Origin of the sequence: Corynebacterium anserum (genome assembly GCF_014262665.1) — a bacterium.
Taxonomy (GTDB): domain Bacteria; phylum Actinomycetota; class Actinomycetes; order Mycobacteriales; family Mycobacteriaceae; genus Corynebacterium; species Corynebacterium anserum.
On record NZ_CP046883.1, the window covers coordinates 1400233 to 1414037 of the forward strand.

Consider the following 13805-nt stretch of genomic DNA (forward strand, 5'->3'; position numbering starts at 1 on the left):
TCGATGGCTTTATCCTCAGCAGTTCAACTAGCCGAACAGGTTCTGCGCAGTGGCATAGCGGTAATCAGGAACTTCTTTAAGGGTTCCCACTGCCTCTTCAAAATCAATAAGCTCAATCTCTTGGCCTTTGAGAGCCACGACCTTATTGAAGTCTCCCCGCAGGCATGCCTTCGTTGCGTTGACAGCAAAACGGGTGGCAAGCACACGGTCAAAAGCAGTGGGTGTGCCACCGCGCTGAATGTGCCCAAGCACAGTGGAACGCACCTCAGTATCCAGCCGGTTTTCAATCTCTTTGGCGATCAGACCCGAAATATCCTGGAATTTTTCATGCCCAAACTGATCAACCTCACGGTCAGCGATTTCCAAAGTTCCTTCCTTAGGAAGCGCCCCTTCAGCAACCACGATGATTCCGTACTTCTCCCCCAGTTGGAAACGACGAGCCATCTTCTTACAGACTTCCTCGATATCAAACGGATGTTCCGGAATGAGAATATCGTGAGCACCCGACGCCATTCCTGCGTGCAAGGCAATCCACCCTACGTGACGGCCCATAACCTCCACGATCATCACACGGTCGTGAGACTCGGCAGTAGTGTGAAGGCGATCGATGGCGTCGGTAGCAACCGCAACCGCCGTATCGAAACCGAACGTGTAGTCCGTACCATTGACATCATTGTCAATTGTCTTTGGCACGCCCACCACAGGAATGCCATTATCCGCCAGGAACTTTGCCCCCTTGAGAGTGCCCTCGCCGCCAATTGGGATAAGACAATCAATGCCGGCATCCTCCAAATTCGCTTTAATTTGCTCGATGCCAGCTTTAAAGTCGTCGGGATGCAAGCGACCAGTGCCCAGAATCGTTCCGCCTCGACTCAAAATACGGTCAATAAAATCATCGTCATACAACTGCACACGACGATCCTCGAGAAGCCCCTGCCAACCATCCTCAAAGCCCACGACGGTCGATCCATACTCTGCCGCTGTTCGCACAATGCCCCGAATGACGGCATTTAGGCCTGGACAATCTCCACCACTGGTCAAGGTCGCAATACGCATGACATTGAGTTTAGCGAGTTGCGGATTCAGCCGCGCACTATGCTCCCCACACCTCTACCCCACTGCCCACGTCCTCCACCGGAAAAGGTGCACATGGTGCGTTCGATAACGTTTTCTCTGACAATTTTTACCTGGCCGCATCCCTACGGAGTTGCCATGCGCAACGCACTCAGCTTTTCACGGATTGTAGGCAGCGCTTGGCGAAAAGCAGGCAGCAGATCCAGCTGTTCCAACTCGTCAATATGGTGCCACGCCAGATCGGTGGATTCACTCGTCGCAGAAAATTCCAGTGGCTTGTCGCACTCTGCAATCACAGTGGTATAGCTCCACTGATCGTTGTACTCATGGTCCTGGATCTGCCACCACCAGCGCGCACCCAGACCGAAAATTGCTTCGCCTCCATTAGTTGGGTGATAAACCGGGTGCATTTTCAACGCCTCTCGCGGATCTCCTGTACGCCTCGCTAGTTCTTTCACCGGAGCCAACAAATACTGTTCTTCATCTAATACCGGTTCCCGGCGCAACACATGGTCGAGAGGGGCAGAAGCTGTCACCACGTCGCCGAGCACGGTAATCAGACTGGTATCCACGCTCGTCTCTTCCCACGTCTCTCTTAAGGCAGCCTGGGCAGCCGTCTCATGAGGATTCCGCGCCCCACCAGGAATCGCCCACGTTCCTCCCCTATTGGTCCATGCGGCACGCAGCTGCACCAGCACGTAATTATCCGGAGTGACGAGGAATAGTCCGGCCGCTCCTAGCACACCCCAAAAACTGGTTCCATCGGCTGTGACAGCCCAGCCGTCGCCTCGGTATTCAGGACCTTCATATGTCATGCATGCCAGCGTAGCGTTAGATGCATAGGTCCTGCACCCGCCTCCACGCTGGATCAATCACAGCCTCACCAGAGATCTTCGCATCGGCAGGCAGAGCGCGGTACTGTTCTGCGACCTGTTGAAGTTCCTCCAGCAGACCAGTGGTTCCACCAACATAGAAGTGGAATGCTCGTGTGCCAACGAAAGTCTCTACAGCAACCAATTTGCCTACATGATCCACGGGACCAATGTGAGCAGAATGCTCCACGATTTTCTTCTCGAAGGCATCCTCGAGATCAAAGAGCTCATGTTGAGCTTCCTGCGTAGGCATGCCCTTTTCCGTGGCCTCAAAAGGCACATCAATTCGAACATGCACATCCAAAAGTGGAGCTGCCAAAGGCTTGAGAGGAGGATGAATCCGGCCTACGTAGTAGTTGCCCGCCTGCTCATCATTGAACACCACCCACTGATCCATGTCTCCGTTGTCATCTGAAAAACGAGCGTCGTATTCGTCAAGCACTCCGCGAACATCCTCGAGCGTAGCGGAAGCCCCGGGAGTCTTAGTGAACGCAATGGTATCCATCCACAACTCCACTGCCCTCTCTCCGAAAGCAATATCCAAGAGGACAAATCCCAATTGTTCGACGGTCGGCTGGTCCTCTTCAGACGGAGCCACTTCACCGCGTTCAGAAGATGAGCGCAGTTGGGTAAAAGCAGGGTGATAGACCTCGAGATCCACTGCGGTCGCACCCTTGTGCACACTGAAACGAAGATCGTGGGCGGAAACATTGGCGTCGCCCATCATGACGCCGAAAGAATCACCTGGGAGACGGAGATCAGAATAAGACCAGGTGGCGTCAGCTTCCGGAGCGCTGAGCATCCAGCGGCGCGCAGGTGCACGGTATTCCGCCACGCCTTCTGCAGTGAGTATGAAAAGGAATTCGGAATCCAAGCCGGCAGAATCGCCGGAAGCAAACTCAAAGACGAGATGTGGAGAAATCTGGGTAATCAATGCGTTGAGTTCATGCAGAATTTCCTCTTGGCGAGGACCACCACGGAACATATCAGCTAGTGCAGACGCACCTTTTTCCGCCCACCATTGCCAAAAGGCCCCAACGGCCTGCTCTTGCTGCATAGGATGCGGATACTGCTGGCGGTTAGGGCCTGTATTTGGCTGAGTCATTTACTTCCGCCCTGCCTCGAACGCCGCGCCAACGCGGTATAAACGATCATCGCCGTGTGCAGGTCCCATGATCTGCAGACCGGTAGGCAAATGAGTATCAGTAGCGAAACCACCCGGAACGGACATGCCACACACGCCAGCCAGGTTCAGCGGCAAAGTGAATAGGTCGAACATGTACATCGCTAGTGGGTCGTCCACCTTCTCACCCAACTTAAACGCTGTGGTTGGAGTAGTTGGGGCAACAATGGCATCCACCTGGTCAAAGGCCTTGTGGAAATCCTGGGCAATCAAGTTACGCACACGCTGTGCCTGCAAGTAGTAGGCATCGTAGTAACCAACCGACAAAGCGTAGGTACCCAGCATGATGCGTCGCTTTACCTCCGGGCCAAAGCCAGCTTCGCGGGTTAGGGACATCACTTCATCAGCGGAGTGCGTACCGTCATCACCCTTGCGCTGGCCGTAACGCATGCCGTCGAAGCGGGCAAGGTTAGAGGACACCTCACACGGAAGAATCAGGTAATAGGCGTTCATCGCGTGATCAAAGTTAGGGCAATCAACCTCAACCAGTTCCGCGCCCTGAGACTTCAACTGTTCTAAATTAGCGTGATAAGTCTCAAGCACACCCGGTTGCAGAGCTTCCGGGCGCTCAAATTGCTTGACCACGCCGAGTTTCACTCCGGATAAATCGCCGCTGGCGCCCTTCTTCGCGGCAGAGATCACATCCGCTACTGGCCGAGAGGATGAGGTGGAATCGTTGGAATCATGACCGGCGATGACAGAGTGCAAAAGAGCCGTGTCATAGACAGTGCGTGCGGTTGGGCCACCCTGATCCAGGGACGACGCACAGGCAACCAAACCGTAACGAGATACCGTGCCATAGGTTGGCTTGACTCCGACGGTGTTCGTCAGAGCGGCGGGCTGGCGAATAGACCCACCCGTGTCAGTACCGATCGCTAGTGGAGCCATGCCTGAGGCGAGAGCTGCGGAAGAACCACCGCCGGATCCACCCGGAGTGCGCTCAAGGTCGTAAGGATTACGGGTCACGCCATAGGCGGAGTTCTCAGTAGAAGACCCCATGGCAAATTCATCCATGTTGGTCTTACCCAAAATCGGAATACCTGCTGCTCGCAAACGCATGGTCACCGTTGCGTCATATGGGCTCATGTAACCCTCGAGCATCTTTGAACCACAGGTGGTTGGAGCATCGGTAGTGGTAAAGACATCCTTTAATGCTAACGGCACGCCGGCTAGCGGGCTGGTTGGTGTTTCGCCACTAGCCAAAGCAGTATCGACGGCTGTTGCTGCAGCAATAGCCTCATCTGCGCCGACATGGAGGAACGCATTAATTTCGCCATTAAGCTCATCGATGCGCGCGAGGTGAGCTTCAGTAACTTCCACCGAACTGATCTCGCGGGCGTGGATTTTCTCTGCGAGTTCAGCAGCGGTCCAAGTGGTGTAGTCCGCGTCGTCGCGGGCTCCCACGGTGTACGTGGTCTTGTCAGACATAGTTTCTTTCTATCTCCTGCGAAAGCGCGTGTTATTCGGCCAGAATTTGCGGCACTTGGAAGCGCTGCTGATCCTGCGCTGGTGCCTGATCGAGAGCCTGTTCTGCAGTTAAGGACGGAATGACTACGTCCTCCCGCATGACGGATACGTCGCCGTCCACGTTTTGTGTTGGGTGGCTCAGTGGCGGAACATCCGTGGTATCCACCTCGCGAATTGCTGCCACGGTCTCGACAATATCGTCAATCTGACTGGCAAATTCATCGAGCTCAGCATCCGTGAGCTTCAGTCGAGCCAAACGGGCCAGGTGTGCTACGTCGTCGCGCGAAATCTCAGACATGCGACATAGTTTAGCCGCTGTTGCCTCCGTGGTTGGTCGGAGGGCTGTATCACGGGGTGTCTGAAAGATGGTTACACTCTTGGGTATGTCTTTTCTCATGCGTGTCCGAATGCCAGATGCTCCCGGTTCCCTGGGACTGCTTGCGGTGGCTCTCGGCAACGTCGAGGCAAACATCATTGGTGTGGACATCGTGGGTCACGATGATGAGGACACCGTTGTCGATGACATCGTCGTTGAGCTGCCAAGCCAGCACCTACCTGATGCACTCATCACCGCTTCTCAGGAGTTACCCGGCGTATACGTAGATTCTATTCGTCCGTTTTCCGGCACGGTTGATCGCCGTGGACAGGTGCAGATGCTGGCTGCGGTAGCTTCCAAACGTAATAATGTGCAACGTGCCTTGGACATCATGATGGAGAATCTTCCGAAGTCCATGACAGCAGGATGGGCCATAGTTTTGGGTACCGAGCCGAATACTCACCGTGTGTCTGCCTCCTCAGCCGCACCGGAGGATGACGGCCAGGTTCTCGACGCCGCCCCTGTCACCGAAGCACGCACCCTGAATACAGAGAAGGAGGACTGGATTCCCGAGGGATGGAAGGTCATGGATTCTTCTCTCGCTGCCACTCCGATTGAGGGAACCGACTTGGTACTCATTATCGGCCGCCCTGGCGGTCCGGATTTTCTGCTGAGCGAAGTGGAGCATCTCCGCCAGCTAGGCTCTATCGTCGGAGCATTCTTTAGCTAATGTAGATTCTTCGTGCAGCTCCGTGAAGCTATTGTGCACACGCTCTAATAACTCAATAACGCCCGCAGGCGCAAGGGTAGAGCACTAGGGAGATGTAGCTAGCGCGGGAAGAAAAATAACGCGTTGCATAGTGCAAGGTGCGCTAGCGCATAAAGAACCTGTAGGCGGGGCTATCCGTCACATCCTTGACGTGGTAGCCCAGCTGATCCAGGTGTGCGGAGAATTCAGGATCTCCCTCAACATTTTCAAAGGCCGCGAGGATACGGCCATAATCCATCCCGAAACTGCGGTAATGGAATGCTGTGACATTCCAGCGCGTGCCCAATACCTCGAGGAAGTGTTGCAGTGCGCCCGGATGCTCCGGAAATTCAAAGCTGAAGGTTGTTTCGCGGACGTCTTCTGGAGGCTGCCCACCAATCATGTAGCGGACATGTTCTTTGGCTACTTCGTCGAGCGAGAGATCCACCACGCCATATCCCTGGGATTCAAGATCAGCCGCTATAGCTTGGCGTTCGGAAGCACCGTCTTTGAGCTGAACACCCACGAAAATACGGGCGGGTTCATCGGAGTCTCGCACGCCCACACGGTAGCTAAATTCTGTCACTGCACGACCACCGAGGATACGACAAAAGTCTAGGAAAGCTCCTTTCTTCTCGGGAATAGTCACACCAAAAATCCCCTCTCCCCCTTCTCCCAATTCAGCACGCTCAGAGACATAACGCAGGGAGTGGAAGTTCATGTTCGCGCCAGATAATACGTTGGCTAAGGTTTCGCCTTGAATGTCATTATCCTGGACATACCGCTTCAAACCTGCCAGGGAGACCGCACCAGCTGGTTCAGCGATAGCACGCGTGTCGTCGAAAATATCCTTAATAGCAGCACTGATCTCATCGGAGCTCACTGTGATGACGTCGTCAAGATACTCCCGACATACCCGGAATGTCTCCTCGCCGATTGTTTTCACCGCAACGCCTTCAGCAAAGAGGCTCACGTGATCGAGATCCACAGGATGCCCAGCTGCTAGCGCAGCGGACAAACAAGCAGATTCAGCTGGCTCTACACCAATCACTGTGATTTCTGGACGCAATTGCTTGAGCAACACTGCGATCCCAGCGGCGATTCCCCCGCCTCCCACCGGGACAAACACCCGATCGAGATTAGGCCGATCCTGGAAGAGCTCAAGTCCAATGGTTCCTTGCCCGGCGATGACTGCCTCGTCATCGAAAGGAGCGATCCACACCATTCCTTCAGTCTCTGAGAGCTCGACGGCCTTAGCCTTGGCTTCATCGAAGTTACTTCCATAAAGCAGTACTTCACCGCCGAAACCCCGGACAGCATCTACCTTGATCGACGGCGTCACCACGGGCATGACGATGACAGTACGGATCCCGAGTTCACGCCCCGACAGCGCCACCCCTTGTGCGTGGTTACCCGCTGAAGCGGCAACTACACCGCGTGCTTTTTCTTCTTCATTCATCTGCGCCATGCGGTTGAAAGCGCCACGAATCTTAAAGCTATGGACTGTCTGCAGATCCTCACGCTTAATCAGCACCGTATTTCCGATGCGCTCAGAAAGGGTGCTCATGTGCTCCAGCGGCGTGTGTTTCGCCGCGCGATACACAGGCGCGGCGACAACCTTGCGAAGATATTCAGCTCCAGATGCAGACATACGTTGCATTATAGGAGCCGAGGAACTCACCTCTTATATTCGTCCAAGTTCACCTGAGGGGTTGGTTGCAAATCATCCATCGCAGGGTTCTCCACAGATGGATACTTCAAATCCACGTCATGGTCATCGACCGTGGCCACATATGGATCCTCACCGTTAAGTACACGGTGCGCCTGCTGTTTATCAATAGTTTTCGTCCACGTACCGACCAATAGGGTGGCAACGGAGTTACCGGCAAAGTTGGTTAGTGCGCGGGCCTCAGACATGAAGCGGTCAATACCAACGATGATGCCCACTCCATCCAGAAGCTCTGGACGATGCGATTGCAAACCTGCGGCCAGCGTAGCAATACCGGCACCAGAGACACCCGCTGCTCCCTTAGAAGCGATGATCATGAATACCAGCAGCGAGATCTGCTCCCCGAGGCTCATCGGCATATTCATGGCGTCAGAGATGAAGATGGAAGCCATCGTGAGGTAGATCGCGGTTCCGTCAAGGTTGAAGGAATAACCGGTAGGTACCACGATGCCCACCGTTGATTTATCCACGCCAATGTGCTCCATCTTGCGCATGAGGTTTGGCAGTGCGGACTCGGAGGAGGAGGTGGCGAAGATCAGCAGGAACTCACGGCCCAAATATTTGGCGAGTTTAAAAATGTTGAAGCCAGTGAAGACGCGAAGAATAGCGCCAAGGAAACCGAAGATGAAGATCACGCATGTGATGTAGAAGGCGAGCATGAGGACACCCATTTGCACCACAGCCTTAATACCTGTGGCCCCTACCACTCCGGCGATAGCACCGAATGCACCAATTGGAGCTAACCACAGGATCCAGCTCAGGATCTTGAAGACCAGGCGCTGCAAAGACGCCACGAAAGCGAGAATCGGCTCACCATTTTTACCCATCGACTGAACAGCAAAACCCACGAACAAGGCGATGAACAGAACCTGTAGGACGGAACCAGACGTGAATGCCGAAAAGAAGGTATCCGGGATGATGGAAGCAATGAAGCCAGCGAGCCCCGTATGGCTTTCCTCAGCTTTTTGAATGAACTGATCAGCAGCATTGGCAGAAGCGTGGACATTGAGCCCTTCACCTGGCTTGATGAAGTTGCCAACGAGCAAGCCGACGGCCAACGCAAAGGTAGACATTGTGATGAAGTACACCAGTGCAATACCACCGGCCTTTCCCACCGACGCAGCGGCGCGAACGGAGCCGATACCAAGCACAATTGTGCAGAAGATCAACGGTGGGATGATCATCTTGATAAGGCTGACGAACAGCGTGCCCAAAATTTTGAAATTCGCTGCCACGTGCGGGGCAACAAGTCCGAAGATGATACCCGCAATGACAGCGATGATCACGGCGATATAGAGCCAGTGAGTGTTGTCTTTTTTGGGCTTCTTTGACGGTGCGATCTTCGGGCCATGGGAGGCTGAGGTAGTGGACATGTGGTGTTCTCCATGAGTCCAAGGGTCGAAAGCACATGCCACAAAGGAACCAAAAGGGCTGGTTCGCCTGCTCATATGCGTGCAACCAAAACGTGCAGATTATAGGTTGTGGCGCGCGCCTCATGCTGCGTGAGTGTGGCGTCCTGAAATGATTCAGAGCGTCTCGCTCGAGCGAGGGAGTCCCACGTAGATCGTGACGATCCTCTGGAGTTTCCCAGCGAATCATCATGACGCTTTTATCTTGCTCCACATACGTTGATTTGCAAAAGTTTTGGCCATATCCACTCGAAAATAGGGGTAATTGAGCCTAGAGCACCCGTTAGTTTCTCAAGCATAAACCGCAGTACACTACCTTCTCTCTACCTTCTCGCTTCTCCTGCTCCCCCACCAGCAACCGATCGAACGCTCTTAATCCTGCCGTTGTTGGATTGGCCACGACGTATTAACTGCCGTATCTCGCCCCTTCTTGGCGAACCATTGTTGCAGTTCAACCTGCATTTTGTAGTACCACGTGGACTGAGCAAGCATCAGCTCATCACTGGTCATCTCAACCAGCTCGGGAAACTCACGAGCAAGCTTCCATGCCACCCGCGCTGCTGCAACCGCATCCGCTGTTGCCTCATGAGCGTTATCCAAAGCCACGCCGTAATAGGAACATACATTTTCTAAAGTGCGTTTCCCTTTACGGAATTTATTCTTTTCACGATCAACTACGTAGGGATCAAATACAGGACCATCCACTGTGAACGAAGGATCGAGAGCGTGCAAGATGCTCAGGTCATATGTGGCGTTATAGACAATCAGCGTCGCACCATGTGCCCATCCTTCGCGAATTCGCCTCACTGTTTCCTGCAGAACCTCATCATGGGGACGACCGTGCTCGCGAGCATGTTCTGTCGTAATTCCGTGCACCGCCGAGGCAGCCTCTGGGATTTCGACGCCAGGATCCGCCAACATCTCACAATCGTCACGCTCACGCCCGTTGATGGCCACCAAGGCGCTCGTCACGATCTTTGCCGTCAAAGGATCTGTGCCGGTGGTTTCCAAGTCAAAGCTCAGCATGTGTGAGGGGTCGAAATGCTCCGCGAAGTTCATGTCTCCCACTCTATAGTCCAGTGTGGACAGGCCATGACAAATGTCATCGCTAGATAATGACTTTTGTTCTCTCGAGTTTTCCCTCGCGTTGGAAACACTACACATATGAACAATTCATCCCATCCCAACAGTGCCGAACCGTTGGTACTAATAAAAGGACTTAGCAAAGAATTTCCCTCTGCTGGTCAAAGTCCTATCCACGCACTCCGTGGCATCGATCTGAGCTTCAATTCTGGTGAGATCATTGGTCTGCTTGGGCCCAATGGCGCAGGGAAAACCACGCTCATCGACATCATCTTGGGGCTCACTACCCCAACATCAGGATCTATCAGCATCTTTGGAACTTCCCCGCATAGTGCAGTGAAGGACGCACGCGTTGGCGCGGTCATGCAATCCGGTGGACTGCTCCCAGATATGACCGTGGAATCTACAGTCCGAATGATTGCCCACACCTATCAACACCCCGAACCCATTGAAGAAATTCTTGAGCAAGCCAATCTGACCGAGATCCGCACCCGGCGCGTCGGTAAGTGTTCGGGTGGCGAGCAACAACGACTGCGTTTCGCTTTGGCTCTACTAGGCAACCCAGATCTCATAATCCTCGACGAACCAACCACTGGCATGGATCCCAGCAACCGTCACCTTTTCTGGGAAGCAATGCAGGTACAAGCTGAACGAGGGAAAACTATTGTTTTTGCCACGCATTACTTGGAGGAAGCACAGAACTTCGCTCATCGTATTGTGTTCATGTCTGGTGGTCAGATTATTGCCGACGGCTCCACAAATTCGATTTGCTCAATGACAGACTCTCACGTCATTGAGTGCACCCTCCCTGCAGAAACCATGCCACCAGAGCGCTTCCCCGGAGTTATCTCAGTGGAAAGATTCGGCGAGTCGATAAAAATGAGCACCAAAGACTCGGATGCCTTAGCTCTTTTTCTACTCACCAAGGCGGGGGCAAGGAATCTCCGCATCACATCCAACAGTTTGGAAGACACATTCATCCAACTCACCCAACAGGAGGATAAGCAATGAGCACCCTCATTCGTACCTTGCAATTTTCGGTTTATGACCTCAGCCGCCTTGCCCGAAATTGGTCAACTCTCTTTTTCTCCGTGGCTTTGCCCGTGTTCTTCTACCTGTTGTTTGGCGCGAATCAAGGTTACTCCAACCAACAGATCGGCAACGGTAATATCGCAGCCTACGTGATGATCGGCATGGCATTGTATGCAGGCGCAACGGGCAGCGTCGTCGCCGTAGCGAACTCTGTGGTGGAGCACGAGACTGGATGGGGTCGGCAGCTAGCACTCACCCCCTTGACACAACCACAAATTCTCATATCTAACTTGCTGAATATCCTTGTTCGAGCGGCGTTACCCGTCACAGCAGTCAATATTGCCGGAGTCTTTACCGGCGCGAGCATGCCAGCAGCAGCGTGGATTGCATCGTATTTCCTCACGATTCTGACAGCTCTTCCTATCGGTTTCTACGGCCTAGCATGGGGAATGCTTATGCCAACGGCAAATTCGGTGTCCCTTGCGTCTGGATCGATCGTTCTGTTGGCTTTCGCTGGCAATATTTTCATGCCCTTGACTGAAGGGCTCATGAAGATTGGGCGCTACACTCCGATGTACGGATTAGGTGCCCTGGCACGCTGGCCGTTGACCGAAGGCATCCAGGAAACCCAAACAGAACCGTACGTCATGAACGATTCTTTCTGGCTTATCATGGCTAGCATCATCTGCTGGACCTTAGTGTTCATCTTTGTCTGTGTTCTACTGAGGAAACGAGATAAGGGCCGTCGATGAACTTGCAAGTAAGGACGCATAGGAAACCATATGGCAGTTTTAACCTGTCTAACATGGCGTTAGCTGGGATATGGCTACCATTTCTCCTCATTCCTATATGGTCGCGATTGCAAGAACCATCCACGCCACTTTCGCTGCGTGTGGTGGGTGCTGCAATTACCGCAGCATTTATAGCGGTTTACCTCTTCGCTTTTGGAACTGTGAGGTATTCACAGACGTGGTCTCCGACGCTGCGCTGGCCTCTGTTTCTGGGGATTCTCGTTGCACTATCGGTACTGAGCATGTGGCCTTTAGGGGCTTATGCTATTGCTTTCACCCCGTTCCTTTGCGCCTTGCCTTGTTTTGTCGCTCCATTAAGTTTCGCTATACCGTGGACACTGTTTCTCATCGCTACCACTGGTTGTATTGCATGGATTTCTTATTCCAGTCAAACCTTATCCGTTTGGCCATACATCTTTTCTTGCCTCTTTGTACTGGTCACCGCCCTATTTTCTCGTCATGATGAGAAGCTGACCGAGGTACGGCATCAATTGGACATGGTGAAAGAGCGCGAGCGGATCGCCTTGGACGTCCATGATCTTTTGGGGCATTCGCTCACGGTCATCAACCTCAAATCTGAATTGTTGAAGCACCTCATCGAGACTGATCTACAGGCATCCCGTAGAGAGTTGGAAGACATTATTCTCCTGTCTCGCAAGGCATTGACCGAGGTACGTTCAACCGTCACACAACTACGTTCACCCGACTTTTCTCAAGCAATCGAAGCCACTAAGCAGGCATTAGACGCAGCAGCTATTTCTTACCGTCTTCCCACCCAGCCAGCAGTGGTGGGAACCAACGGCGCCCTATTCTCATGGGTTCTTAGGGAAGCAACCACGAACATTGTGCGCCACGCGCAAGCCAGCCATGTGGATATCCGTGTGACGGCAGATAAGCTACAAATTTCGGATGACGGCGTAGGTATCAATGACACTGCAGAAAACCATGGCAATGGCTTATCAAGTATGCGTAAGCGTGTGAAGGCAGCAGGAGGCACGGCAATCGTAGAGGAAGCACCCAATGGGGGAACTCGCATCTTCGTGACAATGAGCGGCAACAAGGAACGTCTAGGCAATGTGTGAGTCGACGAACATCAGAGTATTAATAGCTGACGATCAATCACTAGTACGCGGTGCACTGGCTGCACTACTAGGCATAGAACGTGACATCGATGTCGTCGCCGAAACAAGTATCGGTAGTGAGGTAGTAGAACTTGTCCGCAAACATGGTGTCCACGTAGCTTTGCTTGATATCGAAATGCCTGGAATGTCGGGCATTGAAGCAGCTGCAGCGCTAACGTCCGCAGGTCTGTCATGCCGCAGTATCATTGTCACGACTTTTGGGAGGCCAGGGTATCTCAAGAAAGCACTCACCGCCGGTGCCAGCGGGTTCGTCGTGAAAGATACCCCTCCTGAGCAACTTGCCGAAGCAGTGCGTCGTGTCCATGCCGGTCACCGAGTGATAGATCCCACCTTGGCGGAAGAATCACTGTTCACTCCAGACTCCCCCCTCACAGAACGTGAAATTGAGATTGCTCGCGTGGCCATCACCGGTGCAGATACCCGAGAAATCGCCAAACAACTCCACCTCACCCAAGGCACCGTGCGCAACCATGTGTCCTCGATTATCGCGAAAACCGGAGCGGGTAATCGCTACGAGGCGGCGCGCAGGGCCAAAGATTCAGGCTGGATTTAGATCGTGGATCCAGAACCTTAGATCAACATATCGTCAGCGATACGATCAGTATTGTCAGCGACGATGTACAGAGCTTCATCATCTCCAAAGATGTATGCGTTAGCGGAAGAAGTCAGGGCTGCGTCGCGGAAAAAGAACATGAAAATCAAACTCCTAGAGTGAGTCACGATGGTGTGGGATCTCTGTGTAGTCCCGGTATTTTCTGGTGCCATCCCAGCGCTACCGGGAATGAGTCCACGCTATGAGCCAAGCTGCGAGAACGCCCAACATCAGGCATTGATAATCAGAATCTCCTCCCCCTTCTAATTCCATATTAAATGTGCAGAAAATACTGGTCGCGTCCTTGAGGCACGTGTTTTTAGATATAAAAGCACGTGCTACCACCCGCCCCCGAATGCGTTGTGAG

The 13805-nt window shown here is 53.2% G+C and carries 14 protein-coding genes; 5 read left to right on the forward strand and 9 right to left on the reverse strand.

What is annotated here, in order from left to right; translation table 11 throughout:
- Window positions 1-27: 27 nt before the first annotated feature.
- From GP473_RS05870 to gatC, 5 genes are all read right to left on the reverse strand, one after another.
- Window positions 28-1056, reverse strand: a complete 1029-nt coding sequence (locus tag GP473_RS05870) for an ATP-dependent 6-phosphofructokinase (protein ID WP_185769998.1) — start codon at window positions 1054-1056, stop codon at window positions 28-30.
- A 143-nt stretch (window positions 1057-1199) separates the two neighbouring features.
- Window positions 1200-1889 carry an NUDIX domain-containing protein gene (locus GP473_RS05875; RefSeq protein ID WP_185769999.1) on the reverse strand — a complete coding sequence of 230 codons (690 nt, stop codon included), beginning with the start codon at window positions 1887-1889 and terminating at the stop codon, window positions 1200-1202.
- Between the two features lie 16 nt (window positions 1890-1905).
- Window positions 1906-3051: a DUF695 domain-containing protein gene (locus GP473_RS05880; RefSeq protein ID WP_185770001.1), complete on the reverse strand. Its 1146-nt coding sequence runs from the start codon at window positions 3049-3051 to the stop codon at window positions 1906-1908.
- The gene (gene gatA / locus GP473_RS05885; RefSeq protein WP_185770002.1) at window positions 3052-4557 is read right to left on the reverse strand and encodes an Asp-tRNA(Asn)/Glu-tRNA(Gln) amidotransferase subunit GatA; all 1506 of its coding nucleotides are present in this window, start codon (window positions 4555-4557) and stop codon (window positions 3052-3054) included.
- A gap of 31 nt (window positions 4558-4588) precedes the next feature.
- On the reverse strand, window positions 4589-4894 hold the full coding sequence (gene gatC, locus GP473_RS05890) for an Asp-tRNA(Asn)/Glu-tRNA(Gln) amidotransferase subunit GatC (protein ID WP_185770004.1): 306 nt from the start codon (window positions 4892-4894) through the stop codon (window positions 4589-4591).
- An 85-nt stretch (window positions 4895-4979) separates the two neighbouring features.
- On the opposite strand from gatC, the gene GP473_RS05895 reads away from it, so the two are divergent.
- Entirely contained in the window at window positions 4980-5642 is a 663-nt protein-coding gene (locus GP473_RS05895; RefSeq protein ID WP_185770005.1) for an ACT domain-containing protein, read from the forward strand.
- Window positions 5643-5784: 142 nt separating this feature from the next.
- On the opposite strand, the gene ilvA is transcribed toward GP473_RS05895, so the two are convergent.
- The 3 genes from ilvA to GP473_RS05910 form a co-directional block, all read right to left on the reverse strand.
- A complete protein-coding gene (ilvA, locus tag GP473_RS05900) occupies window positions 5785-7311 on the reverse strand; it encodes a threonine ammonia-lyase, biosynthetic (protein WP_186276688.1) in 1527 nt (508 codons plus the stop codon).
- A 26-nt stretch (window positions 7312-7337) separates the two neighbouring features.
- On the reverse strand, window positions 7338-8762 hold the full coding sequence (locus GP473_RS05905; protein ID WP_185770007.1) for a cation:dicarboxylate symporter family transporter: 1425 nt from the start codon (window positions 8760-8762) through the stop codon (window positions 7338-7340).
- Window positions 8763-9170: 408 nt separating this feature from the next.
- Window positions 9171-9857: a 3'-5' exonuclease gene (locus tag GP473_RS05910; RefSeq protein WP_186276689.1), complete on the reverse strand. Its 687-nt coding sequence runs from the start codon at window positions 9855-9857 to the stop codon at window positions 9171-9173.
- Window positions 9858-9962: 105 nt separating this feature from the next.
- Here GP473_RS05910 and GP473_RS05915 point away from each other — a divergent pair, with 105 nt between their 5' ends.
- Genes GP473_RS05915 through GP473_RS05930 form a run of 4 tightly spaced genes read left to right on the forward strand, consistent with a single transcriptional unit; the run spans window position 9963 to window position 13399 of the window.
- Window positions 9963-10892, forward strand: a complete 930-nt coding sequence (locus GP473_RS05915; RefSeq protein WP_185770010.1) for an ABC transporter ATP-binding protein — start codon at window positions 9963-9965, stop codon at window positions 10890-10892.
- Complete coding sequence (locus GP473_RS05920) at window positions 10889-11665, forward strand: ABC transporter permease (protein ID WP_186276690.1); 777 nt, start codon at window positions 10889-10891, stop codon at window positions 11663-11665. Before GP473_RS05915 ends, GP473_RS05920 begins: the two co-directional genes overlap by 4 nt.
- Entirely contained in the window at window positions 11662-12786 is a 1125-nt protein-coding gene (locus tag GP473_RS05925) for a sensor histidine kinase (RefSeq protein ID WP_222104947.1), read from the forward strand. Before GP473_RS05920 ends, GP473_RS05925 begins: the two co-directional genes overlap by 4 nt.
- Window positions 12779-13399 (forward strand): response regulator transcription factor, encoded by a 621-nt coding sequence (locus tag GP473_RS05930; RefSeq protein WP_186276692.1) that lies wholly within the window; start codon window positions 12779-12781, stop codon window positions 13397-13399. Before GP473_RS05925 ends, GP473_RS05930 begins: the two co-directional genes overlap by 8 nt.
- A 17-nt stretch (window positions 13400-13416) precedes the next feature.
- Here GP473_RS05930 and GP473_RS09560 read toward each other — a convergent pair whose 3' ends face one another.
- Complete coding sequence (locus tag GP473_RS09560) at window positions 13417-13539, reverse strand: hypothetical protein (RefSeq protein ID WP_260620023.1); 123 nt, start codon at window positions 13537-13539, stop codon at window positions 13417-13419.
- Between the last annotated feature and the right edge of the window lie 266 nt (window positions 13540-13805).

What these genes read in the sequence shown, in the direction of transcription:
- GP473_RS05895 (WP_185770005.1), top strand. Translation starts at nt 4,980, where the DNA reads ATGTCTTTTCTCATGCGTGTCCGAATGCCAGATGCTCCCGGTTCCCTG.
- GP473_RS05870 (WP_185769998.1), bottom strand. Translation starts at nt 1,056, where the DNA reads ATGCGTATTGCGACCTTGACCAGTGGTGGAGATTGTCCAGGCCTAAAT.
- gatA (WP_185770002.1), bottom strand. Translation starts at nt 4,557, where the DNA reads ATGTCTGACAAGACCACGTACACCGTGGGAGCCCGCGACGACGCGGAC.
- GP473_RS09560 (WP_260620023.1), bottom strand. Translation starts at nt 13,539, where the DNA reads ATGTTCTTTTTCCGCGACGCAGCCCTGACTTCTTCCGCTAACGCATAC.
- GP473_RS05930 (WP_186276692.1), top strand. Translation starts at nt 12,779, where the DNA reads ATGTGTGAGTCGACGAACATCAGAGTATTAATAGCTGACGATCAATCA.
- GP473_RS05880 (WP_185770001.1), bottom strand. Translation starts at nt 3,051, where the DNA reads ATGACTCAGCCAAATACAGGCCCTAACCGCCAGCAGTATCCGCATCCT.
- GP473_RS05915 (WP_185770010.1), top strand. Translation starts at nt 9,963, where the DNA reads ATGAACAATTCATCCCATCCCAACAGTGCCGAACCGTTGGTACTAATA.
- GP473_RS05925 (WP_222104947.1), top strand. Translation starts at nt 11,662, where the DNA reads ATGAACTTGCAAGTAAGGACGCATAGGAAACCATATGGCAGTTTTAAC.
- GP473_RS05910 (WP_186276689.1), bottom strand. Translation starts at nt 9,857, where the DNA reads ATGAACTTCGCGGAGCATTTCGACCCCTCACACATGCTGAGCTTTGAC.
- gatC (WP_185770004.1), bottom strand. Translation starts at nt 4,894, where the DNA reads ATGTCTGAGATTTCGCGCGACGACGTAGCACACCTGGCCCGTTTGGCT.
- GP473_RS05875 (WP_185769999.1), bottom strand. Translation starts at nt 1,889, where the DNA reads ATGACATATGAAGGTCCTGAATACCGAGGCGACGGCTGGGCTGTCACA.
- ilvA (WP_186276688.1), bottom strand. Translation starts at nt 7,311, where the DNA reads ATGTCTGCATCTGGAGCTGAATATCTTCGCAAGGTTGTCGCCGCGCCT.
- GP473_RS05905 (WP_185770007.1), bottom strand. Translation starts at nt 8,762, where the DNA reads ATGTCCACTACCTCAGCCTCCCATGGCCCGAAGATCGCACCGTCAAAG.
- GP473_RS05920 (WP_186276690.1), top strand. Translation starts at nt 10,889, where the DNA reads ATGAGCACCCTCATTCGTACCTTGCAATTTTCGGTTTATGACCTCAGC.